18 protein-coding genes are annotated in these 22,008 nt (G+C 63.0%); 8 read left to right on the forward strand and 10 right to left on the reverse strand.

Going from position 1 to position 22,008, the window contains the following annotated elements; translation table 11 throughout:
- Entirely contained in the window at window positions 1-828 is an 828-nt protein-coding gene (gene phnX / locus AC1RMG_RS20830; protein ID WP_015636337.1) for a phosphonoacetaldehyde hydrolase, read from the forward strand.
- 202 nt (window positions 829-1,030) lie between these two features.
- A complete protein-coding gene (locus AC1RMG_RS20835; RefSeq protein WP_011062254.1) occupies window positions 1,031-1,585 on the forward strand; it encodes a cytochrome b in 555 nt (184 codons plus the stop codon).
- Here AC1RMG_RS20835 and AC1RMG_RS20840 read toward each other — a convergent pair.
- From AC1RMG_RS20840 to AC1RMG_RS20855, 4 genes are all read right to left on the reverse strand, one after another.
- On the reverse strand, window positions 1,576-2,505 hold the full coding sequence (locus tag AC1RMG_RS20840) for a 1-aminocyclopropane-1-carboxylate deaminase/D-cysteine desulfhydrase (protein WP_493170131.1): 930 nt from the start codon (window positions 2,503-2,505) through the stop codon (window positions 1,576-1,578). The genes AC1RMG_RS20835 and AC1RMG_RS20840 overlap by 10 nt on opposite strands.
- Before the next feature lie 207 nt (window positions 2,506-2,712).
- Window positions 2,713-4,752, reverse strand: coding sequence for an NADPH-dependent 2,4-dienoyl-CoA reductase (locus tag AC1RMG_RS20845; protein ID WP_011062256.1), 2,040 nt, complete (start codon window positions 4,750-4,752; stop codon window positions 2,713-2,715).
- A 160-nt stretch (window positions 4,753-4,912) separates the two neighbouring features.
- Window positions 4,913-6,058 (reverse strand): serine hydrolase domain-containing protein, encoded by a 1,146-nt coding sequence (locus AC1RMG_RS20850; RefSeq protein ID WP_493170134.1) that lies wholly within the window; start codon window positions 6,056-6,058, stop codon window positions 4,913-4,915.
- A 148-nt stretch (window positions 6,059-6,206) separates the two neighbouring features.
- A complete protein-coding gene (locus tag AC1RMG_RS20855; RefSeq protein WP_493170136.1) occupies window positions 6,207-7,274 on the reverse strand; it encodes a fatty acid desaturase in 1,068 nt (355 codons plus the stop codon).
- A 509-nt stretch (window positions 7,275-7,783) separates the two neighbouring features.
- Between AC1RMG_RS20855 and AC1RMG_RS20860 the strand changes: the two genes are divergently transcribed.
- Both AC1RMG_RS20860 and AC1RMG_RS20865 read left to right on the forward strand, forming a co-directional pair.
- On the forward strand, window positions 7,784-8,914 hold the full coding sequence (locus AC1RMG_RS20860; RefSeq protein ID WP_493170138.1) for a carbon-nitrogen hydrolase family protein: 1,131 nt from the start codon (window positions 7,784-7,786) through the stop codon (window positions 8,912-8,914).
- A 4-nt stretch (window positions 8,915-8,918) separates the two neighbouring features.
- A complete protein-coding gene (locus AC1RMG_RS20865) occupies window positions 8,919-9,959 on the forward strand; it encodes an AraC family transcriptional regulator (protein ID WP_019093770.1) in 1,041 nt (346 codons plus the stop codon).
- A 29-nt stretch (window positions 9,960-9,988) separates the two neighbouring features.
- Here the strand turns inward: AC1RMG_RS20865 and AC1RMG_RS20870 are convergent, their stop codons facing one another.
- Window positions 9,989-10,114 (reverse strand): hypothetical protein, encoded by a 126-nt coding sequence (locus AC1RMG_RS20870; protein ID WP_011062261.1) that lies wholly within the window; start codon window positions 10,112-10,114, stop codon window positions 9,989-9,991.
- A gap of 214 nt (window positions 10,115-10,328) precedes the next feature.
- On the opposite strand from AC1RMG_RS20870, the gene AC1RMG_RS20875 reads away from it, so the two are divergent.
- On the forward strand, window positions 10,329-11,417 hold the full coding sequence (locus tag AC1RMG_RS20875) for a transketolase-like TK C-terminal-containing protein (RefSeq protein ID WP_065363211.1): 1,089 nt from the start codon (window positions 10,329-10,331) through the stop codon (window positions 11,415-11,417).
- Between the two features lie 11 nt (window positions 11,418-11,428).
- Here AC1RMG_RS20875 and AC1RMG_RS20880 read toward each other — a convergent pair whose 3' ends face one another.
- Complete coding sequence (locus AC1RMG_RS20880; protein WP_053152753.1) at window positions 11,429-11,899, reverse strand: MarR family winged helix-turn-helix transcriptional regulator; 471 nt, start codon at window positions 11,897-11,899, stop codon at window positions 11,429-11,431.
- Window positions 11,900-12,059: 160 nt separating this feature from the next.
- On the opposite strand from AC1RMG_RS20880, the gene aceE reads away from it, so the two are divergent.
- Window positions 12,060-14,735 (forward strand): pyruvate dehydrogenase (acetyl-transferring), homodimeric type, encoded by a 2,676-nt coding sequence (aceE, locus tag AC1RMG_RS20885; RefSeq protein ID WP_053152755.1) that lies wholly within the window; start codon window positions 12,060-12,062, stop codon window positions 14,733-14,735.
- 5 nt (window positions 14,736-14,740) lie between these two features.
- Here aceE and AC1RMG_RS20890 read toward each other — a convergent pair whose 3' ends face one another.
- Window positions 14,741-15,586 carry a DUF2242 domain-containing protein gene (locus AC1RMG_RS20890; protein WP_015636345.1) on the reverse strand — a complete coding sequence of 282 codons (846 nt, stop codon included), beginning with the start codon at window positions 15,584-15,586 and terminating at the stop codon, window positions 14,741-14,743.
- A 92-nt stretch (window positions 15,587-15,678) separates the two neighbouring features.
- Window positions 15,679-16,578 carry a LysR family transcriptional regulator gene (locus AC1RMG_RS20895; RefSeq protein WP_011062266.1) on the reverse strand — a complete coding sequence of 300 codons (900 nt, stop codon included), beginning with the start codon at window positions 16,576-16,578 and terminating at the stop codon, window positions 15,679-15,681.
- Between the two features lie 124 nt (window positions 16,579-16,702).
- On the opposite strand from AC1RMG_RS20895, the gene AC1RMG_RS20900 reads away from it, so the two are divergent.
- A complete protein-coding gene (locus AC1RMG_RS20900) occupies window positions 16,703-17,908 on the forward strand; it encodes an MFS transporter (RefSeq protein WP_047337323.1) in 1,206 nt (401 codons plus the stop codon).
- A 58-nt stretch (window positions 17,909-17,966) separates the two neighbouring features.
- On the opposite strand, the gene AC1RMG_RS20905 is transcribed toward AC1RMG_RS20900, so the two are convergent.
- Window positions 17,967-18,845 carry a sterol desaturase family protein gene (locus tag AC1RMG_RS20905; protein ID WP_015636347.1) on the reverse strand — a complete coding sequence of 293 codons (879 nt, stop codon included), beginning with the start codon at window positions 18,843-18,845 and terminating at the stop codon, window positions 17,967-17,969.
- Between the two features lie 66 nt (window positions 18,846-18,911).
- On the opposite strand from AC1RMG_RS20905, the gene AC1RMG_RS20910 reads away from it, so the two are divergent.
- The gene (locus AC1RMG_RS20910) at window positions 18,912-19,877 is read left to right on the forward strand and encodes an AraC family transcriptional regulator ligand-binding domain-containing protein (protein WP_493170142.1); all 966 of its coding nucleotides are present in this window, start codon (window positions 18,912-18,914) and stop codon (window positions 19,875-19,877) included.
- A 69-nt stretch (window positions 19,878-19,946) separates the two neighbouring features.
- Here AC1RMG_RS20910 and AC1RMG_RS20915 read toward each other — a convergent pair whose 3' ends face one another.
- Window positions 19,947-21,818 (reverse strand): SurA N-terminal domain-containing protein, encoded by a 1,872-nt coding sequence (locus AC1RMG_RS20915; RefSeq protein WP_015636349.1) that lies wholly within the window; start codon window positions 21,816-21,818, stop codon window positions 19,947-19,949.
- Window positions 21,819-22,008: the final 190 nt, after the last annotated feature.

A 22,008-nucleotide genomic window follows, 5' to 3' on the forward strand; every position in this document is an offset into this window, starting at 1 on the left:
ATGAACTACAGCAACCCTTCTCAGCTGCAAGCGGCGATCCTCGACTGGGCCGGCACCGTGGTCGACTTCGGCTCCTTTGCCCCGACCCAGATCTTTGTCGAAGCCTTCGCCGAGTTCGATGTGCAGGTGTCCATCGAAGAAGCCCGCGGCCCCATGGGCATGGGCAAGTGGGACCACATCCGCACCTTGTGCGACCTGCCGGAGGTGGCCGAGCGCTATCGCAAGGTCTTCGGCCGCACCCCGACTGACGCCGATGTGACCGCCATCTACGAACGCTTCATGCCGTTGCAGATCGAGAAGATCGCCGAGCACTCGGCGCTGATCCCCGGCGCCCTGGAGGTGATCGCCAAGCTGCGTGGACAGGGGATCAAGATCGGCTCCTGCTCCGGCTACCCCAAGCAGGTGATGGACAAGGTGGTAGCCCTGGCCGCCACCAACGGCTACACCGCCGACCACGTGGTGGCCACCGACGAAGTGCCCAACGGCCGCCCATGGCCAGCCCAGGCCCTGGCCAACGTGATCGCCCTGGGCATCGACGACGTGGCCGCCTGCGTGAAGATCGACGACACCGTACCGGGCATTCTCGAAGGCCGCCGCGCCGGCATGTGGACCGTGGCGCTGACCTGCTCGGGCAATGCCCTGGGCCTGACCTACGAAGGCTACCGGGCCCTGGCCAGCGACACCCTGGCCAGCGAGCGCAAGCGCATCCACAAGCTGTTCGAGGCTTCGCGCCCGCACTACCTGATCGACACCATCGCCGACCTGCCCCAGGTGATCGCCGACATCAACCAGCGCCTGGCCCGGGGGGAAATGCCCCAGGGCAACTGATTCAGGCACGGGGCAATATTAAAAAACGGCGGTGCCTTCGGGGCCGCCGTTTTTTTCATACCCGCCCACCGCCCCGGCGCTGCACAGGGGGGCGATAAAAGCCGCTACAGCTCCAGGCAGACCGGCATAAAGCGGATTACAGTTAAAGCACTCCGTCGCTCAAGAACGGAGGCTTCAGACCTGATGACCGAGGATGTCCCGTATGCCCTGGAAAAACACTGAGTCTCGCTACAGCACCATGACGATCGCCCTGCACTGGTTGATGCTGGTGCTACTGGCCGTGGTTTACGCCTGTATCGAATTTCGCGGCATCTTCCCCAAAGGCAGCGGTGGTCGCACGCTGATTGTCGAAGCCCACTTCATGCTCGGCCTCACAGTGTTTGCGCTGGTCTGGCTGCGCCTGTTCGCTCGCGCCCAGGGCGTAGCGCCGAAGATCCTGCCCACCCCGCCCCACTGGCAACGGCTGCTGTCGACCCTGATGCACTGGGCGCTGTACCTGTTCATGATCGCCATGCCGATCCTCGGCTGGCTGACCACCAGCGCCAAGGGCCATCAGGTGATGTTCTACGGCCTCGACCTGCCGCTGCTGCTGGCCGAGAACAAGCCACTGGCCAAGCAGCTCCAGGGCTGGCACGAACTGCTGGGTACGGTCGGCTACTGGCTGATCGGGCTGCACGCCCTGGCCGGGCTCTACCACCACTACGTGATGCGCGACAACACTCTGCAACGCATGTGGCGCAAGCGCGGTCAGGCCTGAGCCAACAGCCCGCGGCGGCCCTGCAGGCCGCCGGTATGCACAAAGATCAACCGACAACCCGGGGAGAAACGCCCGGCCTGGACCTGTTCCTGCAACGCCAGCAGGGCCTTGCCGGTGTACAAGGGTTCAAGCGGTAGAGCGCATTGTTGTTCTGTGAGCCGGATAAACCCGCTTAACACTTCATCGACCTTGGCAAAACCGCCGCGGCTGCTGTCCAGCAGCTGATAACCGCCGCAGCCCTGCCCGGCCTCTTGCAAGATCCCCTCGACCTGCTGCGCCACCCCGTGATCCTCGGGAACCGCCAGGGCGCCGTAGACCGGATGCGCTCCGGCCTCCGCCAGCACCAGCCCGGCCAGGGTAGTGCCCGTGCCGGCGGCCAGCCACCAGCCGTGGTAGTCGCTCCAGCCCAGGCTCGGCAACTGCCGCCGCACCTGATCGCGCAGGGGCATGCAGCCCGCTGCGCCGGCCAGGCCACCGCCACCTTCGGGCACCGGGTACAACTCCGGGTACCGGGCCTGCCAGGGCGTCCAGAAACCCGCCTCGTGGCGCGCGCGATAACCGCCATAGCCCAGCCAGTGCAGGTGCATGCCGAAGGCTTGCAGGTCGAGCACCGTCGGTGTGTCTTGTGGATGGCCACGCAACAGACCCACGGTGGGAAAGGCAAAACGCCGGCCAGCAGCGGCCAGCGCATGCAGATGATTGGAATGGGCGCCCCCCAGGCTGATGATGCCGTGGGCACCGGCGGTGCGTGCCGCCGCCAGGTGTTCGGTCAGCTTGAACCACTTGTTGCCGCTGATCAGCGGGTCGATCAGGTCCAGGCGCAGCACCGCCACCTCGACCCCGGCCCGCGACAGCCAGTCCAGCTCCAGCCGTTGCAGCGGGGCGTGGGGTAACCAGTCGAAGGATTCGGGGAAGGACATCGGCAGCGGGGGTTCGGGGAAGAAGCTGCGCAGTCTATCAGCTCCAGGCCCAGGCTCATCCTTGTAGCCGCTGCCGCAGGCTGCGAACGGGTTCGCAGAACCCGCAAGACAGGCAACCGCGCTCGCTGGTTGCAGCGCGATTGCCCGCTGGGCGAGTCCTGCGGCCTCGTGCCCGGCCTACGGCAGCGGCTACAGGACGGCAGGCCGTTACAGCTCGGCCGCCAGACGCGAACCCTGGTTGATGGCGCGCTTGGCGTCCAGTTCGGCGGCCACATCGGCACCACCGATCAGGTGCACGTTCTGCCCTGCCGCCACCAGGCCGTCCTGCAGTTCACGCAGCGGATCCTGGCCGGCACAGATGACGATGTTGTCCACCGGCAGCACCTGGGGTTCGCCGGCCTCACCGATACGGATATGCAAGCCGGCATCGTCGATCTTCAGGTACTCGACGCTGTTGAGCATCTGCACCTGCTTGTTCTTCAGACCGGTGCGATGGATCCAGCCGGTGGTCTTGCCCAGGCCGTCGCCGACCTTGGTCTTCTTGCGCTGCAAGAGGAACACCTGCCGCGCTGGTGCATGGGGCTCGGGCTTGATCCCGGCCACGCCGCCACGGGCCTGGAGCTGGGTGTCGATGCCCCATTCCTTCCAGAACGCCTGGCGATCCTGGCTGGTGGCCACACCCTGGTGCACGAGGAATTCGGAAACATCGAAGCCGATGCCGCCGGCACCGATCACCGCCACGCTCTTGCCCACCGGCTTGCGCTCCAGCAGCACGTCCAGGTAACTGAGGACCTTGGCGTGCTCCACCCCGGGAATCGCCGGCACGCGAGGGGCAATGCCGGTGGCCAGAATGATTTCGTCAAAGCCGCCGGCCACCAGTTGCTGCACATCGACGCGGGTGTTGAGGCACAGCTCGACATGGCTGGTCTGCAACTTGCGCTTGAAGTAGCGCAGGGTCTCGAAGAACTCTTCCTTGCCCGGCACTCGCTTGGCGATGTTGAACTGGCCGCCGATCTCGCTGGCGGAATCGAACAGGGTCACCTGATGCCCACGCTCGGCGGCCACGGTAGCGGCGGACAGGCCCGCCGGGCCGGCACCGACCACGGCGATCTTCTTGATCTGCTTGACCGGCAGGTAGTTCAGCTCGGTCTCGTGGCAGGCGCGCGGGTTGACCAGGCAACTGGTGAGCTTGCCGCCGAACGTGTGGTCCAGGCACGCCTGGTTGCAGCCGATGCAGGTATTGATTTCGTCGGCGCGGCCTTCGGCGGCCTTGTTGACGAAGTCCGGGTCGGCCAGGAATGGCCGCGCCATGGAGACCATGTCGGCATCGCCCTCGGCGAGGATCTGCTCGGCGACTTCCGGGGTATTGATGCGGTTGGTGGTGATCAGCGGAATGCTCACCGAACCGCGCAGCTTGGCCGTCACCTTGCTGAATGCGGCACGCGGCACCTTGGTGGCGATGGTGGGGATCCGCGCTTCGTGCCAGCCGATCCCGGTGTTGATCAGGGTGGCGCCGGCCTGCTCGATGGCCTGGGCCAGTTGCACGATCTCTTCCCAGGTGCTGCCGCCTTCCACCAGGTCGAGCATCGACAGGCGGAAGATGATGATGAAGTTCGGGCCCACCGCCTCACGTACCCGACGGACGATTTCCACCGGCAGGCGCATGCGGTTTTCATAGCTGCCGCCCCAACGATCGGTGCGGTGGTTGGTGTGGGCGGCCAGGAACTGGTTAATGAAATAACCTTCCGAGCCCATGATCTCGACACCGTCGTACTCGGCCTTCTGGGCCAGGGTCGAGCAGGTGACGAAATCGCGGATCTGCTTCTCGATGCCTTCCTCGTCCAGCTCCTTTGGCTTGAACGGGTTGATCGGTGCCTGGATGGCGCTGGGAGCCACCTGCTTGGGGCTGTAGGCATAACGCCCGGCATGAAGGATCTGCATGCAGATCTTGCCGCCGGCCTCGTGCACCGCACGGGTCACGATCTGGTGCTTGAGTGCCTCTTCTTCGGTGGTCAGCTTGGCGGCGCCGGAATACACCCCGCCCTCATCGTTGGGGCCGATGCCGCCGGTGACCATCAGGCCCACGCCGCCCCGGGCACGCTCGGCAAAGTACGCCGCCATGCGCTCGAAGCCGCCGGGCTTTTCTTCCAGACCGGTGTGCATCGACCCCATCAGGGTGCGGTTGCGCAGGGTGGTGAAACCCAGGTCGAGGGGGGCCAGCAAATGCGGGTAAGGTGCTCCAGCCATGGTGTCACTCCAGATCGGGCAATCACGGAAAAATGCGGAAGCTCTGCGGCTTCCATCAGTAGTGCTGCACAGACTAAGAGCAGAACATCGGACACTCAATGACCGTAACTGACAACTTAATGATCAGAACGCACACCCTTTTACCATCCCCCCCTTCCACTTAAAGTGCCGCGTAGGCCAGCGCGGCCAGTCGCTGCGGGCGGGGATCGATCATGGTGTGCCGGCCCGAGGTGGAGGTGACAAAGCCGAAGCTCACCTCGCGTTCGGGGTCGGCAAAACTGATCGGGCCGCCCAGGCCGATATGACCGAAAGTCTCGGGCCCCATGCCGAGGGAGGCAGCCGGATCGGCCGGTTGCTCCATCATGCAGCCCAGGCCATAGCGCATGGGGCGTCGCCAGATGCGATCCATGTCATTGCTGTGCTCACGGGTGAACTCACTCAACAGGTCGGGCCCGATCAGGCGGCCCCCCAGCAATGCGCTGTAAAAGCCGGCCAGGCCATGGGCGGTGCTGTGGCCGTTGACCCCCGGCTGCCGATAGGCCCACCAGCGGGGGTCGCAGGTGCGCCGGGGGACCATGCCCGGGTTGGTAAAGGCCAGGGTCGCGACATGCTCCGGCTCGGCAATGATCACCTTGCGCAGGTCCTCCGAGTAGTAGTCGCCCACCCGCCCCTCGGCGGCATCGAAATGCGCGATACGCTCAAAATCCTGTTCCTCGACCCCCAGGTAAACCTCCAGGTCATGGGGCCGGGTGATCCGCTCGTGGATGAAGGTGCAAGGCTCTCGACCGTCGACCCGGCGAATCAACTCACCGATGACCCAGCCAAAGATAGTGGTGGCATACCCCAACCCGGTTCCTGGCTGCCACCACAATGGCTCGGCAGCCAGGATCTCAACCATGTGCTCCCAGTCATACATCATGGCGTTGTGATTGGGCCCGCGCAGCGCCGGTATGCCGGAGGTGTGGGTCATGACCTGGCGCACGGTGACCCGCCCCTTGCCGCCCTGGGCAAACTCGGGCCAGTAGCGGGCCACCGGCGCGTCGAGCTCCAGCTTGCCCTCCTCCACCAGCATCAGGGCAGCCACTGCGGCCAAGGGCTTGATGGTGCAGAAGGTATTGGCCAGGGTGCCGTGGTGCCACGGCTTGTTGCCCTCCAGGTCCGCCACGCCGGCCCACAGGTCGACCACGGTCTGGCCGCCGACCTGCACACAGAGCCCGGCGCCGCGCTCCTGGGGATCATCGAACATTGCCTCGAAGGCGTGCAGCACGGCTTCGAAACCCTTCGCACATGTTCCTTGCGCTTCCATTCTCAAAACTCCCATCCATCGTCATGCCGCCCTGGCGAGAGTCGGCCAGGGTCAGCATGAGTTAAAAACCGAAACCAAGAGGCCGGTTGCATTCGTCAACGGCAATGCAAACCTGTGATAACAAGAGCAATAGAGGTGCAAAAGATCTTCAGCCTCTGGACTGAAACTGGACCGTATCCAACTTGAAACGATTTGCCCGCTTGTAGGTACCGAAGTCATTGAAACGAACTCCGGCCTTCCCCATGACTTCATGGGCATAGGGCGCCGTCATCTGTCGAAGATAAAAAGGATCTTTCACGACAAAATGGTGAATACTGTGAGTACTGCCAAAGTTGAAACAGAACAACTGGAACGGCCACAACAGCCAATGGTTCATTACTTGGGTTTGCTGTAGAGCATTGCGTGGCGCAACGTCACCATAATAATGCATATTGGAACTGATGAAATACAGGCAGAACTGTCGAATCATATTCGGCGCAACAACAATGACCACTACACAATCAATCACGTTCATCACTTGCAGCACTAACGGCGAACTTGGTGGCGGCACTCCTGCCAGGCCGCCCAGCCAGGTAGACAAGTGATAACCCAGGAACACATACCAGCTGCCCCAGTACAGGAGCCCGAAAGGGGTATTGAGGCGAATGATCCTGGCCAGCAGTTTCATTTTCTGCCGCCAGCCCGGTGCGCAGACCGCATTCACAAAGCCGAACAGGAAGCCATCCATCAGCTTCAGCAGCCTGAGAATGCCCCAGGGGTTGCCGCTGGTGGTGATCCAGGCCTCGACATCGGTGGCGGTTCCGGATTCCTTGTGATGATGAAAGTGCAGGCCGCGCCTGAGCCAGGGGCTGGGCATTCCCGGGCGCGTCAGCCAGCACAGCAGCATCATGAAGTTATGGGCCAGAGGCTGTTTCCGGAAATACAGACGGTGAATCAGGTCATGTTCAAGTTCATGAATGATCGAGGTCGACAGCGCGTTTACCAAGATGCACAACCACGCGGGCATGATGCCCTTCACATACAACACACCAGTCACCACCATAGCTGTCACCGAAACAGCCATGGCACTTGCACCCAGGGCGTTCTGATAGTTCAGGACAGGATAGCGTCTGCGTAGTTCGTTACCATGCTCGGTAATTTGGCGGGTGACTTCTTCGATCTTTTGCTGGTCAGTTACGGAACGACCGCAATCAAGTTCCTTTTCTATGGAGTTCATCACTTCATCCTTTGAAGAAAATGAGTGGAGGCGAACTTCAATAGAAAGACATACTTCGATAGCAAAACAACCAATTGGGCCGAAACGGCGGCTACAACTGATAAGTGGCCCCCTGGACCGCTGGTTTTTTTAACAACTGTTATGAATGACCCAGCAGTCCACTTTGGAACTATTAGTTCGCCACTACTGAGCCTCTTTGGGTAAGTCCTGAAGAACTTTCAAGATTGCTTCATTGTCGAACAACCCATCAACGTGCAAAACCTCAAACTTCGACGAAAGTAGGGGCAACTGCACTAAACCTGACTCGCTCGACGCAGGACCGCAGCAACCTGCCAGCCCTCTCCCCCCTGAGGCGACATCGCAGGCGCAGCCCAGGGAAAAGCCCGAGACGCCACGAAAAATGACCCATTTCATGCAAAAAACCGCTCTAACACACTGTTTTCCTGTACCTTTGGTCCAAATTTCCGAGAAATGTCACGATCCAGCACACGGCCGCTGACTGTTTTCCCATGCGCAAACTTCTCTACATCACCCTCACCCTGGCCCTGCTTGCCGCCATCACCAGCTACGCCATCTGGACCCGTGATCGTCCAGGGGCGCACTACCTGTCGGACCTGCGTATCCAGCTCGCGGTGGACCAGGGTGTGCCTGCCGACCACGGCAACCTGCTGGCAATCCAGCCCGAGCTGTTCCCCACCGACTACCAGAGCATCGAGCGCCTGCATCGCAAGCTTGCGGCCTACATGCAGCAAGCCCGTGACAAGGGCCTGGTCAATGACAAGACCATCGTCGTGCTGCCCGAGCATGTCGGCACCTGGCTGATGGTCAGTGGTGAAAAGAATGAGCTGTATCAGGCCACCTCTCTGAAGGAGGCAATGAACTGGCTGGCGGTGAGCAACCCGCTGCCGTTTCTCAAGGCGCTGATCACCGCCAGGGGTGACAGCCGCCTGGACGATGCGTACCTGCGCATGAAGGCCAAGAGGATGGCTCGGGACTATCAGTCGCTGTTCGGCGGCCTGGCGAAGGAGTTTCATGTGACCCTGGTGGCCGGCAGCATCATTCTTCCAGAACCCAGTGTCAGCCAGGGCAACCTGCAGATCGGCAGCGGCGCCCTGTACAACAGCAGCCTGGTGTTTGGCAGCGATGGCCTGCCCATGGGCCAGCCCCAGCGGCAGATCTACCCGACCTATGCCGAAAGCGGCTACGTGAAGGGCGATGCCGACAAAGCGCTGGAGGTTATCGACACCCCGGCCGGGCGCCTCGGTGTGCTGATCGGCAGCGACAGCTGGTACCCCGACAACTACCGCAAGCTCAATGACCAGCACGCCCAACTGGTGGCGGTCCCGGCCTTTGTCATGGGCCGTGATGGCTGGGACAAACCCTGGCGCGGATACAAGAGCATCGCCCCCCCCAGCGAAGTCAGCCTCAAGCCCGAGGAAGTCAGCGAGGGGGAGGCCTGGCATCGCCTGACACTGACTGCGCGTGCACCCAGCAGCCTGGCCAGCGCCGGGGTCAGCGTGTTCCTGCGCGGCCAGTTCTGGGACCAACGCAGCAGTGGCCAGAGTTTCATCAACAGCAACGGCCAGACCTTTGCCGACGATGGCAACCGCGGCGCCCGCCTGCTGAACATCTGGTTGTAGGCCAATGAAAACCCCACCGATGCGCCTGGGCGATTTGTCGGTGGGCTTCGTCCATAGCCTGGTGGATGCGGTCCTCAGCTACGGGCAGGACCCCACCCCCTTGCTGGAACAGTACGCCCTGGACGCCGCGCGCCTGGGCGAAGCCGGAGCGCGGCTGTCAATCCCGCGCTACATGCGCCTTGGCCACGGGGCGATCCAGCTGACCGGAGACCCGGCCCTGGGCTTGCGCATGGGCCGCCTGAGCCGGCTGAGCCAGGCCGGCCTGGCCGGAGTGACCGCAGCCCAGGCCCCCACCGTGCGCGAAGCCGCCCGCTGCCTGACCCGCTTCGAAGCTCTGTATGGCTCCAACTATCGCGGCCAGTCGAGCTTTCACGAGGATGCCAGCGGCGCCTGGCTGTGCTTCTACTCCATCAGCCCGTACAACGCCTACAACCGCTTCGTGGTGGACTCGATCATCTCCGGCTGGCTGCAGCAGTTGTCCAGCGTCGCCGACCAGGCGATCCACGCCGAACAGATCGATATCGAATTCCAGCGCCCGGACTACCACGAGGCCTATGCGGTACTCGGCCCCACGCCTATCCAGTTCGGCGCCGAACAGAACCAGCTGCGCCTGAGCCAGGCCAGCCTGGGCCTGCGCAACCCGCAGCATTGCCCGAGCACCTGGCGGCATCTGGTGCAGTTGTGCGAGAGAGAACTGGAACAACTGACCCGCACCCGCAGCCTGCGCGAACGCATCATTCAGATGCTGGGGCCGTTGCTCAATGGCGGTCGCGAGCCGGGCCTGGAAGAAGTGGCGATGCGCCTGAAGCTGCCGACCTGGACCCTGCGGCGCAAGCTGGCGGAAGAAGGGACGCAGTTCCGGGCGATTCTCAATGACACCCGCCGCGACCTGGCCATGACCTACATTCGCGATACTGAACTGGCGTTCGGGGAGATTGCCTATCTGCTGGGCTTTGCCTCAGCCGAGGCGTTTCAACGGGCCTTCAAGCGCTGGAATGGCCAGACCCCCGGGGATTTTCGCCGCAGCCACCGACAATTCGGCTAGAGAAACGGTAAAAAAAAACGCCACCGGCGTTACAGCTCGGTGGCGTCTTCAGCAGGTTCCAGAGGATCCAGCTCGAAAGCCTGATACTCCAGCAGTTCCTCTTGGTATTCGTCCATGGCGGACTCCTTTTTCCGTTGTTGAAAGACCTTGTTCAATAGCCCTGTGCCTAATGACCATCGGGATCAGCATAAAGTGCCGGGATGACAGAAAAAATACTACCCCCCAGGTCAGGATTTCTATCATTAAAACGTAACAGCCCGTGAGGAATTTAACCCTCGAACACAGATGCAACTGCAACGATTGCAATTGCAATCATATTTGCCAATCCGTTAGGGTAGCCGCTCTCCCCCCTTGCGGACGGCGCCGAGCATGAACCCATCCTCACTTTTCCCCACTCGCCACAAGGCCCTCGCGCAACAGGCGGCCCAGGCCTGCCTGGACCTGCTCAGGAGCGCCCGCCCCCCTGGCGGTTCGCCACTCAACACCGTGCTGGAGATGGCCAATACCCTGGAGCTGGACCGGCGCACCGCACGCCAGTCCTTTGTGGTGCGCAGCCACAGCGCACCACAAAGGAGTACCCGGATCAGCGCCTGGCCATTGTGGTTCTCCACCGACAGCGCGGAAAAACCCCTGCTCTATCTGCACCGCTGCAGTTCTTCGGCGCAGTTGTGCGCGGTCAGCGCCGAGACCGCGGCGCGGGGCATCCTGTGCAACGACAGTGAGACCCAAACCTCCCCATGGCCCAAGGGTGCCGACCCGTCACTGGCGTTGTGGCTGGCCCACAACCCGCACTGCCTGCCATTCGACCCGGCCACTGGCGCGGAGGCCGAGGCGATTATCCTGGAGGCCCTGCAACGCCTGTATATCGAGGGCCAGCCAGGCTTCTACTACCTGGCCCTGCATGACCATGAGCTGCAACTGGAACTGACGCCCGAGCAACGGCAAGCCGCATTGCAGGGGATGTACAAGGTGACGGACACCACTGCCCACCCAGCGGCGGGGCGCGTGCGACTGCTGGGCGCCGGCCGGGCGTTTGCCCAGGTCAGGGCCGCGGCGGATCTGCTGCAGCGTGATTGGAAGGTGGCCAGCCAGCTCTGGAGTTGCCCCAGCTACACCCGCCTGGCGCGGGAAGCGGCTGCGGCGCAGCATTGGAATCGCCTGCATCCTGGGCAGGAGAAGCGCGGCTCACACCTGCAGCGCTGCCTGGCGGATGACTCGGCGCCCGTGATTGCAGTGACTGGCTACGGCCAGGCGGTGGCCGAACAGCTACGCCCTCACCTCAAGGCCGAGCTGGTGGCCCTGGGCACCGACTCCTTCGATGCCGCCCGCGACCCGCGACGCGGCCGCTGCCCCGAGGCTCGCTGGATCGCCGTGCTGGCGCTCAAGAGCCTGGCAGACGCTGGGCAATTGCCCATGCAATGCGTGGAACAGGCCATGGCGACCTATGGCCTGCCCTGACGGTACCGGGCTCAGCCCCTGGAGCCTGTGTCGCCACCATTGGCCGCCGCCCGAGCCAGGGTCGCGGTGCGTTCCAGGGCATCGGCAAAGGCGTGTTTCTGCTCGCTGTCCAGTTGCGAGAGAAACAGCTCGGCCACTGTCGCCTCGTAGATTTTCCACATCTTCTTGCGCAGCTTTCGGCCTTCGTCGGTGATGCTGACAAAGGCCGCGCGACCATCGCCCTCACAGCGCGAGCGCTGCACCAGGCCGTCTTTTTCCAGGCGATCCACCAGGCGTGTGAGGTTGTAGCGCTCGATGGCCAGCACATCGGCCAATTCGTGCATGCGCCGGGTACCTTCGGCGCCGCTTTCCAGGCCCCAGAGGGCGTCGTACCAGGCGTACGCCGGCAAGCCGGCCTGGGCCAGGCGGCGCTCGATTTCGCGAATCACCGTCCGGTGAGCCCTGACAAAACGGAACCAGACATCGGGCTCTTTTGAAGACATGCCACACCATCCGAAGGTTTGAAGAAGGGTTGCAATAGTAGCGCATGCCGGGATAGATTCGGCCATGTAGTTGCAATTGCAATTACTTTTCCCGGCGCCGAATACCCTCCGATTCCACAAGAATCCGCGCGCTGGAACCCCGCCCAACACGGAGCCAGGTATGACCCAGAACAACAGTGCAACCCTCGATAACGATCCCCAGGAAACCCGCGAGTGGCTCGACTCTCTGGAGTCGGTGCTGACGGTGGAAGGTCGCCCGCGGGCCCATTACCTGATCGACCAGTTGCTGGATTTCGACGTGGCACGCCACGGCGACTTCCATGGCCGGGTGACCACGCCCTACATCAACACCATTGCCCCCGATCGGCAGCTGCCCTACCCCGGCGACCTGGAGACCGAGCGCAAGCTCAACGCGATGATCCGCTGGAACGCCATGGCCATGGTGCTGCGCGCCGGCAAGCATTCGGGCGTGGGCGGCCACATCGCCACCTATGCTTCGGCAGCCGTGCTCTACGACGTGGGTTTCGATCATTTCTTCCGCGGCCGCAGCGACAGCTTCGACGGTGACATGGTGTACATTCAGGGCCACTCCTCCCCAGGCATCTACGGCCGCGCCTACCTGGAAGGCCGGATCAGCGCCGCCCAGCTCGACAACTTCCGCCGCGAGGCCGACGGCCAGGGCATTTCCTCCTATCCGCACCCCAGGCTGATGCCGGACTTCTGGCAGTTCCCCACTGTATCCATGGGCCTGGGGCCGATCACCGCGGCCTATCAGGCGCGTTTCATGCGCTACCTGGAACTGCGCGGGCTCAAGCAGCACCAGGGGCGCAAGGTCTGGGCCTTCCTCGGCGACGGCGAAATGGACCAGCCCGAATCCCTGGCGGCGATTTCCCTGGCCGGGCGGGAGAAACTCGACAACCTGATCTTCGTCGTCAACTGCAACCTGCAACGCCTCGATGGCCCGGTACGGGGCAACGCCAAGGTCATCCAGGAGTTCGAAAGCCTGTACCGCGCCGCCGGCTGGAACGTGATCAAGGTGATCTGGGGCAGCGGCTGGGACGCGCTGCTGGAGAAGGACCGCAGCGGCCTGCTGCGCCAGCGCATGATGGAGTGCGTGGATGGCGACTATCAGAACTACAAGTCGCAGAACGGCGCCTATGTACGCGAGCATTTCTTCGGCAAGTACCCGCAATTGCTGGAGCTGGTGGCCGATCTCTCGGACGAGCAGATCTGGAAGCTCTCCCGGGGCGGCCACGACCCGCTCAAGGTCTACAACGCCTATGCCGCCGCAGTACGCCACAGCGGCCGGCCCACGGTGATCCTGGCGAAAACCGTCAAGGGCTTCGGCATGGGCGAGGCCGGCGAAGGCCAGAACATCAACCACCAGCTGAAGAAGATGGGGGCCGAGGCAGTGAAGGCCTTCCGTGATCGCTTCGAACTGCCGGTCAGCGATGAGCAACTGGCTGAAATGCCCTACCTCAAGCCCGCGGCGGACAGCACGGAAGGCCGTTACTTCGCAGCCTGTCGCAGCCGCCTGGGGGGCTATGTGCCGGCTCGCTACAACGACTGCGCACCGCTGCAGATCCCGGCCCTGGAAGCCTTCGCCACCCAGCTCAAGGACACCGGCGACCGGGCGATCTCCACCACCATGGCCTTCGTGCGCATCCTCGGCACCCTGCTCAAGGACCCGCAGATCGGCAAGCGGGTGGTGCCGATCGTGCCTGACGAGTCGCGCACCTTCGGCATGGAAAGCCTGTTCCGCCAGATCGGCATCCACTCGGCGGTGGGCCAGCTCTATACCCCACAGGATGCCGGGCAACTGAGCTACTACAAGGAGAGCAAGGACGGCCAGATCATGCAGGAGGGCCTGAACGAATCCGGGGCGATTTCCTCATGGATCGCCGCCAGTACCTCCTACAGCAACCACCAGGTCATGACCCTGCCCTTCTACATCTTCTATTCGATGTTCGGCTTCCAAAGGATCGGTGACCTGGCCTGGGCCGCCGGCGATGCGCGGGCCCGGGGCTTCCTGCTGGGCGCCACGTCCGGGCGCACCACGCTGATGGGCGAAGGCCTGCAGCACGACGACGGCCACAGCCATATCCTCGCCTCGGTGATTCCCTGCTGCATCTCCTACGACCCGACCTTCGCCTATGAACTGGCGGTGATCATCCATGAAGGCATGCAGCGCATGTATGTGCAGCAGGAGGATGTGTATTACTACATCACCCTGCTCAACGAAAACTACCCGCAACCGGCCATGCCCGAAGGTGCTCGCGAGGGCATTCTCAAGGGCTTGTACCGCTTCAGCTCAAGCACCGCCCAGGGCGCCAAAGCCCCGCGGGTGCAACTGATGGGCAGCGGCTCGATCCTGCGCGAGGTGATCGCCGCCGGGCAGCTGCTGGAGAAGGACTTCGGGGTGCAGAGCGACATCTGGAGTGCCACCAGCCTCACCGAACTTCGCCGCCAGGGCCTGGCGGCGGAGCGCTGGAACCTGCTGCATCCGCAGCAGCCTCGGCGAGCGGCCTATGTCGAGCAATGCCTGGAAGGCCATCAAGGCCCGCTGGTGGTGGCCACCGACTACATGAAACTGTTCGCCGACCAGATCCGCCCCTTCGTCGAGGGTCGGCGCTTCGTCGCCCTGGGCACCGACGGCTTCGGCCAGTCCGATACCCGGGAAAACCTGCGGCAGTTGTTCGAGGTGGACCGGCATTTCATCGCCCTGGCGGCGTTGAAAGCCCTGGCCGATGACGGGGAGATACCCTACAGCCAGGTCGGCGAAGCCTTGAGCCGCTATCGGATCGACGCTGAAAAAGTCGACCCGAGCTCGGTCTAGGAGCCTTAGTGCCCGCTGCTCGGCAGGGCCGGAATCGGCTCGCTGGGCGGCGGCAGGTTGCTGGCCGGTGGCGGCGTGACGGTTTGTGTGGCGGGCGCTGGCTCGCTGCTGGCTGCCGGCACTATCGGCGCCGCCTCGACCGGAGGAGCCAGGGGTTGCGAGACCGCAGGCTCAGGCTCGGTGGCGGGTGCCGGCGCGGCCACAGGGGCAGGCTCGACCACTGGCTGCGCCTTGGGCTCGGGCTTGGCTGGCGCCTCGGGCTTGTTCTCGGGAACCCCGAGGTCGGCCTTGGGTTTCTCTTCGATATGCGCCGCCTTCTTCGCTTCCTGGGGCAGGAACAACTCCACCAGGGCGAAATAGCGGTCATAGAACTTGGCCGAGGACACGGTTTCGCTGGCCACCTTGACCATCGAATCATCGGTAGAGCCGATCGGCATCGACACCGAGCCCAGCACGCCCACGCCGAGGCTGGCCGAGTTGTTCACCTTCTTCAGCGCATAGCGATCCTGCAGGGCGTTGGCGAACATCGTCGAACGCTGGTCGCCGCTGCCGTCCTGGGCACAAACCACGTTGAAGCTGATTTCCAGGTGGGTCTCGCCGGTCTGCTGGAAGCTCTTGTGGCCGCTGACCAGCTTCGGATCGTTGCTGGTGATGATGTAGCCCTGGCTGAGCAGGGCACGCCGCGCGGCCTCACAGGAGGCGGCATCGCTCACCGGGTAATTGCGCGAAAACGTGCCGGAATCATCGAAGCTTTCGTGCTCGTAGATGGCGGTCTTGTGCGACGAACAGCCGGCCACCGCAGACAGCAGCAACACCCCGGCCGTGGCGCGCAGATGAAATGATTTAAACATCGAGAATCCTGAGGAAAACGCTCCGGCGCGTATTGTGCAACAGATCAGCGTCCCGCAGCGCGGGTAATTGGTGCCTTAAATCTCTCATCAGTTTACTGACCACTGTTTGCCGGAAAAAGTCGCTCGCTCAAGTGCTCGATCAGCACCCGCAGCTTGGCCGCTGCATGCCGGCTCGAGGGCCACAACACCCAGAAGGCGCCGTTGTGCTCCAGGTATGGGTCGAGCACGGTTTGCAACTCGCCACGGCGCACCGCGGCCTGGACCATGAAGTCCGGCAGGCAGGCAATGCCCAGCCCGCTGCGCGCCGCGTGCTCCACCGCCTCGATGGAGCTGCTGGTCAGGCGAGTGGGCAGCACCGGCTCCGGCGCATCCGCTTGAACCTTGAAGGGCCAGGCCTCGAGCTTGCCGGTGTGGTGAAAGGTATGCCGCAGGCAGGAGTGACTGCGCAATTCCTGCGGGGTCTGCGGCACGCCACGCTGCTGGAAATAGCCGGGGCTGCCCACCAGCACCATGCGAAAGCGCCCCAGCTGCCGGGCCAGCAACCGCGAGTCCTTGGGGTTGCCGGTGCGCACTACCAGGTCGAAACCCTCTTCCACCACATCCACCATGCGATCGGAGAGGTCGATATCCAGCTCGATCTGCGGATAGCGTTGCATGAACTCGGCCAGTACCGGCATCAACAACCCATGGACCTGCGGCGCGCTGACCCGCAGCTTGCCCACCGGCGCGCTGGAAGAGTCACATAGCTGGAACTCCGCCGCCTCGACTTCGGCGGCGATCCTGCGGCAGCGTTCGAGGAATCCGGCGCCTTCGGCGGTGAGGCTGATGCTGCGGGTGGTGCGATGAAACAGACGAGTCTCCAGGCGCTCCTCCAGACGGGCAATACTTTTGCCAACCGCCGAGGAAGAGACTCCCAGAAGGCGCCCCGCTTCGGTGAAGCTGCGGGTTTCCGCCACCTGCATAAATACCGGGATACTGCCGAGCCAGTCCATCGCGCCGCTCCGAAATTAAGGACACCTGTGTCCGATAAGTTCGGAACCTTAGCCTATTTTTCCGCCATGAACAGCGCCCTACCCTAGGCCCCTCACTTCCGAACCCACCCATCGGGGCCTTTCCATGAGCAATTGCGTCAATGCCTGCGAACCCTTGCAAGTACCTGCCACAACCCACGAACGCCTGCCTGTCGGCGGCCTGCTGGCCCTGGCCACTGCCGGGTTCATCACCCTGATGACCGAAACCCTGCCCGCCGGCCTGCTACCGCAGATGAGTGCCGACCTGGGCGTGTCTGCAGCGCTGATCGGCCAACTGGTGACCGTCTACGCCCTGGGCTCACTGCTGGCGGCCATTCCGCTGATCCTCCTCACCCAGGGCTGGCGGCGCCGGCCCCTGCTGCTGATCGCCATCGGCGGTTTCGCCGTGGTCAACAGCATCACGGCCCTCTCCACCGAATACAGCCTGATCCTGGTGGCGCGCTTCTTTGCCGGAGTCTTCGCCGGCTTGCTCTGGGCCCTAGTGGCAGGTTATGCCAGCCGCATGGTGGCGCCACACTTGCAGGGCCGGGCGATTACCCTGGCCATGCTCGGCGCGCCGCTGGCGCTGTCGGTGGGCATGCCCGCCGGGACCTGGCTGGGCGCCCTGCTGGGCTGGCGCATGAGTTTCGCCGTGATGACTGTGCTGACCCTGGGCCTGATCGGCTGGGTACTGGTGCAAGTGCCGGACTTCCCCGGGCTGCGGGCGCAGAAGCGGCTGTCGCTGAGTCGTGTCCTGACCCTGCCGGGGATCCGGCCGGTGCTGTTCGTGACCTTCGCCTATGTGCTGGGCCACAACATTCTCTACACCTACATCGCGCCTTTTCTTGAGCCGGCCGGGCTTGGCGGGGAAATCGAGCGGGTGTTGCTGGTGTTCGGCCTGGCCGCCTTGCTGAGCATCTGGCTGGTGGGCCTGCTGATCGACCGCTGGCTGCGTGAGCTGGTACTGGCCAGCTGTCTGCTGTTTATCGGCTCGACCCTGCTGCTGGGCCTGCTCGGCGACCGGCCACTGGCAATCTATGGGGCAATCGCTATCTGGGGGCTGTCCTTTGGCGGCATGGCCACCTTGCTGCAGACTGCGCTGGCCAAGGCCGCCGGCGAGCACGCCGATACTGCGCAGTCGATGCTGGTGACCCTGTGGAACCTGGCAATCGCCGGTGGCGGCCTGGGCGGCGCGCTGCTGCTGCAGGGGCCGGGCGTGGCCACCTTCCCCTGGGTGATTGCCGCCCTGTTGCTGGTGACCCTGCTAGTGGCGATGAACGCCCGACGCCAGGGCTTCCCTGCCCGGGCTTAAAATCCGGCTCCCGGCTCGGGTGGCCGGGGCTCCAGCACCAGGGCTCGTGAAAGAATGCCTAGCCTTGCGAAGCAGGGTTCGCCGGCAAGGCGCCCTCTACCTTCGCCCCTGCACTGGAGCGGGCTTTACGGCTGCGTACCAGCGGCCAGAACAACTCTTGCGTCCAGCTCACGGGTGCCAAGTGTTCGATGCCATAGGCAACGGGCCGGCGCCGAGTGATCTTCGCCGTACCAAACAGCACATCCCAGAGGAACAGCAGGTTGCCGAAGTTGCCCTTGTAATGGGTCACACCATCCTCGGCGCTCAGGCCGTGGTGCGCCGAATGGGTGGACGGCGTAGAAAAGACCCGCTCCAGCAACCACATCAGCGGCCGCAGAAAACCGATGCGGTACAGCTTGTCATCCCAGGCCACACTGCTGTGAGCGGCGAAGATCACCGTCATCTTGAGAATCAGGTAACCGTAGTAGACCGGCGCCAGCCCCAGATAAATCAGCACTCCCGAGAACCAGATGCCGGGCATCAGCAGGTAATAGAAGCTGTTGTTGCGGTAGACGATGCGAATGCTCATGTAGGGCGCCGAATGGTGCGCGCGATGCAACGCGTACAGCGCCGGTACGCGGTGGGTCAATCGGTGCCACCAGTACTGGGTCATGTCATCGAAGACCAGGAACAGCAGCAGGCCGAGTACCCAGGGGATCTGTGCCAGTGCTCCCTTTGCTTCGGGCAGCGATAGCTGCATGAGCGCGCCGCTGGCCCACATCACCAGGGGAAAGGTCACACCGAGCAACAGGCTTGAGCCCACCGCCTCGATCAACACATCACGGCGCTGGCCGCGAGGTTGGCCAAAGGCCGAACAGGTGATTTCCAGGAGGATGAAAAACACAAAGATCGCCGAAACGATCAGCAGCGGGTTGTTGGTCAGCAGGTCGTGGTTCATGGCATTCTCGCTCTTATCCTTGTGGGCATCGCCCCACCATTAGAGATCAGCAAGGCAGCCCGCTCTATGCGCGAACTGGACAGAATTCCGCGAGATCCGGCCAAGGGCATGGCCCCGCGTTTCCATCGCGGGCGCCTGGGTGAAGTCCTGCAACGCTTTCTCGATGACCAGAACACCGGCCCCCAGCAGGACTACAACCTGCTGCAGCTGGAGCAGCTGTGGCGCGCCGCGGCAGCGCTGGAGCCGGCCATCGGCCTCAAGCTGTTCGAACGCTTCACCCCCCAGGACTGGCACGTGATCGCCCACGCCAGCCTGTACTGTCCGGATGTCGCCGCGTCCATGGCGTTCTGGGTGCGCTACGCGCCCTTGGGTTCGGATACCGACCGGGTACAGCTGGTGGCGGATACCCGGGGGGCCGGTGTCGAGGTTGATATCGACACATCGGCGCAACTCGGCCGCTACCTGATCGAGCACTATGGCGTCATGTCCATCACTCAGTTGCGCCGTGGCACCGGCCTTGCAGTGCTGCCGGTACTGGCCTGCTTCAGCCATCCGCGCCCGGCCTATCACGCGCAGTACCATCACTGGTTCGGCGAGCGGATCGAATTCGATTGCCCGGCCAACCGTTTCTACTTCGACCCGCAAACCCTGCAACTGCCGCTGCAAACCCGCCACGCCGGCATGCTGGAACTGCTGAGCGAGGAGCTGGATCGACGGGTGGCCCTGCACCGGCGACAGAGCGGTTGGGCCGCCAAGGTGGCAGCGGCTTGTCGCCAGGCCCTGGCCGCCGGCCACTCACCAACCCTGGAAAGCCTTTGCGCGCAACTGCATCAAACCCCGCGAACGCTTCGGCGACGCCTGGACGAACAGGGGTTGAGCTTTCGCGAATTGCTCGACCAGACCCGCGCCGAGCTGGAAATGCACCTGCAACTGCAAGGCGAATCCCGGGCCCAGATTGCCCTGCAGTTGGGCTACAACGATCAGGCGGCCTACCTGCATGCACGCAAACGCTGGAAGAACGCCCTTGGCTGAGGTTTTTTCCAGCCCAAAAAAAGACCCCGGCATTGCGGCCGGGGTCTTTTCAACACTGTGGGTCAGGCATCAGTAACGCTTGATGTCCGCCTGGTTTTCCAGCTGCTTGCGGTAGGCGGCAAAGTCTTGCTGCCCTACCCGCGAGGCCAGGAAGCGACGGTATTGAGCCTTCTCTTCCTCGGTCGGCGCAGCGGCTTCGTTGACACCATTGAGCTGCAGCACCAACAGGTTGCCATTAGGCAGGGTCACGCTGGTGAAGGTCGGTTTGTCCTTGGACTCAGGCTTGGTCATGCGGAACAGCGCCTGCAGCACGGTCGGATCGATCCCTTCCTGGCCACGGGTCACGGCGTGCGCGACTTTCCAGTCCTGGCCATCCACCGGCTTGTTCAGCGCGGTCTTGCCGTCGCGCAGGCTGGCGATCAGCTCTTCAGCCTTGGTCTTGGCCGCGGCACTGGCGTGCTCTTTGGCCAATTGCGTGCGAATGGCACTGGCAACGCTTTCCAGTGGCAGTTGCTCAGGTTTGCGGTGCTCCTTGGCACGCAGCACTACCACGGTTTCCGGGTCCAGTTCGATGGCGGTGCTATTGGCACCCTCATCGAGGACTTCGGTGCTGAACGCCGCTTGTATCACGGCGCGGTTGGCTGCGATGCCGTCACCACCTTCACGGCCGAATGGCGCGGAAGTGTGGACAGTCAGCTTCAGGTCCTGGGCCGGTTGTGCCAGATCGGACGCTTCGAACGACGAGTCTTCCAGTTGCTTGGTGGCCTCGACGAAACGCTGCTCGACCTGCTGGGTCTTCAGATCCCGGGTCAGCTTGCCCTTGAGGCTGGCGAAGCTCGGCACTTCCGGCGCTTCGACACCCAGTAGCTTGATCAGGTGGAAACCGAAGTCGGTACGTACCGGCGCCGATACCTGGTCCTTGTTCAAGGCGTACAGGGCTTTCTCGAAGGTTGGATCATAGACGCCAGGACCTGCGAAACCCAGGTCGCCGCCGTTGCTGGCCGAACCCGGGTCCTGGGAGAACTCCTTGGCCAGTGCCTCGAAGCTTTCGCCCTTGGCCAGACGTGCCTGGATCTCTTCGATCTTGGCCTTGGCCTGGGCCTCATTCACCTTGTCATTGACTTCGATGAGGATGTGCGCGGCGCGGCGTTGCTCGGACAGGTTGGCAATTTCCTTCTGATACAGCGCTTGCAGGTCCTCGTCCTTGACGCTGACCTGATCGAAGAAGGCGGCCTTCTTCAATTCGATGTAATCAATCACCACCTGGTCCGGAGTCATGAACTCCTTGGCGTGCTGGTCGTAGTACGCCTTGACCTCGTCGTCGGTCAACTTGACCGCTGCCGGGTCGGCCTTGATGGTCAGGGAAGCGAAGTCACGGGTCTGCTTTTCCAGACGGGCGAATGCCAGCACCTGGGCGTCGGTGACAAAACCGCTGCCTGCCAGACCGGCGCGTACCTGGCCGATCAGCATTTCCTGAGTCAGCATCTGGCGAAATTGCAGGCGGGTGTAACCCAGTTGACGGATCACCTGGTCGAAACGTTCGGGGCTGAACTTGCCATCAACCTGGAACTCCGGCGTTTGCAGAATGACCTGGTCCAGCGCACCTTCGGAGAACGCGAACTTGGAATCCTGCGCACCTTGCAGCAACAGCTTGCGGTCGATCAGCCCTTTGAGAGCAGCTTCGCGCAGCATCTTCTCGTCCAGCAGGGAGGCATCGAAGTCTTTGCCCAGCTGCTGCATCAACTGACGACGTTGCATGTCGACGGCCTGGCTCAACTCGTTCTGAGTGATTTCCTCACCGTTGACCTTGGCCGCGTCCTGATTGTGGGTAGTGGCCTTGAAAATGGCATCGAATCCCGTCAACGCCAACAGCGCGACGATAACCCCGATGATGGTTTTGGCAATCCAGCCTTGTGAATTGTCCCTGATATTCTGCAGCATGCGTCCCCCAGAAACGGTTGTACTTCAATTTGAGCAACCGTGGAGCGTGGGTAGAGTCCGGATAGAAGAAAGGCGCATCCGAGGATGCGCCTTCTCGTAACTGGCGGAGCGGACGAAGGTTAAACCCGCGACCCTCGGCGTGAACCGGTGGTAGACCGGTTGACTAGCGCCCCGCTGCCAGATCAGGCAT

The sequence above is a fragment of the Pseudomonas sp. GW822-FHT04H02 genome (assembly GCF_058800645.1).

Bases quoted from the DNA above. Each gene is read 5' to 3' on its own strand.
- AC1RMG_RS20900 (WP_047337323.1), top strand. From the start codon at position 16,703: ATGAGCAATTGCGTCAATGCCTGCGAACCCTTGCAAGTACCTGCCACA.
- AC1RMG_RS20840 (WP_493170131.1), bottom strand. From the start codon at position 2,505: ATGTCCTTCCCCGAATCCTTCGACTGGTTACCCCACGCCCCGCTGCAA.
- AC1RMG_RS20910 (WP_493170142.1), top strand. From the start codon at position 18,912: ATGCGCGAACTGGACAGAATTCCGCGAGATCCGGCCAAGGGCATGGCC.
- AC1RMG_RS20875 (WP_065363211.1), top strand. From the start codon at position 10,329: ATGAACCCATCCTCACTTTTCCCCACTCGCCACAAGGCCCTCGCGCAA.
- AC1RMG_RS20855 (WP_493170136.1), bottom strand. From the start codon at position 7,274: ATGAACTCCATAGAAAAGGAACTTGATTGCGGTCGTTCCGTAACTGAC.
- AC1RMG_RS20915 (WP_015636349.1), bottom strand. From the start codon at position 21,818: ATGCTGCAGAATATCAGGGACAATTCACAAGGCTGGATTGCCAAAACC.
- phnX (WP_015636337.1), top strand. From the start codon at position 1: ATGAACTACAGCAACCCTTCTCAGCTGCAAGCGGCGATCCTCGACTGG.
- AC1RMG_RS20890 (WP_015636345.1), bottom strand. From the start codon at position 15,586: ATGTTTAAATCATTTCATCTGCGCGCCACGGCCGGGGTGTTGCTGCTG.
- AC1RMG_RS20905 (WP_015636347.1), bottom strand. From the start codon at position 18,845: ATGAACCACGACCTGCTGACCAACAACCCGCTGCTGATCGTTTCGGCG.
- AC1RMG_RS20850 (WP_493170134.1), bottom strand. From the start codon at position 6,058: ATGGAAGCGCAAGGAACATGTGCGAAGGGTTTCGAAGCCGTGCTGCAC.
- AC1RMG_RS20865 (WP_019093770.1), top strand. From the start codon at position 8,919: ATGAAAACCCCACCGATGCGCCTGGGCGATTTGTCGGTGGGCTTCGTC.
- AC1RMG_RS20895 (WP_011062266.1), bottom strand. From the start codon at position 16,578: ATGGACTGGCTCGGCAGTATCCCGGTATTTATGCAGGTGGCGGAAACC.
- AC1RMG_RS20860 (WP_493170138.1), top strand. From the start codon at position 7,784: ATGCGCAAACTTCTCTACATCACCCTCACCCTGGCCCTGCTTGCCGCC.
- AC1RMG_RS20845 (WP_011062256.1), bottom strand. From the start codon at position 4,752: ATGGCTGGAGCACCTTACCCGCATTTGCTGGCCCCCCTCGACCTGGGT.
- AC1RMG_RS20835 (WP_011062254.1), top strand. From the start codon at position 1,031: ATGCCCTGGAAAAACACTGAGTCTCGCTACAGCACCATGACGATCGCC.
- AC1RMG_RS20880 (WP_053152753.1), bottom strand. From the start codon at position 11,899: ATGTCTTCAAAAGAGCCCGATGTCTGGTTCCGTTTTGTCAGGGCTCAC.
- aceE (WP_053152755.1), top strand. From the start codon at position 12,060: ATGACCCAGAACAACAGTGCAACCCTCGATAACGATCCCCAGGAAACC.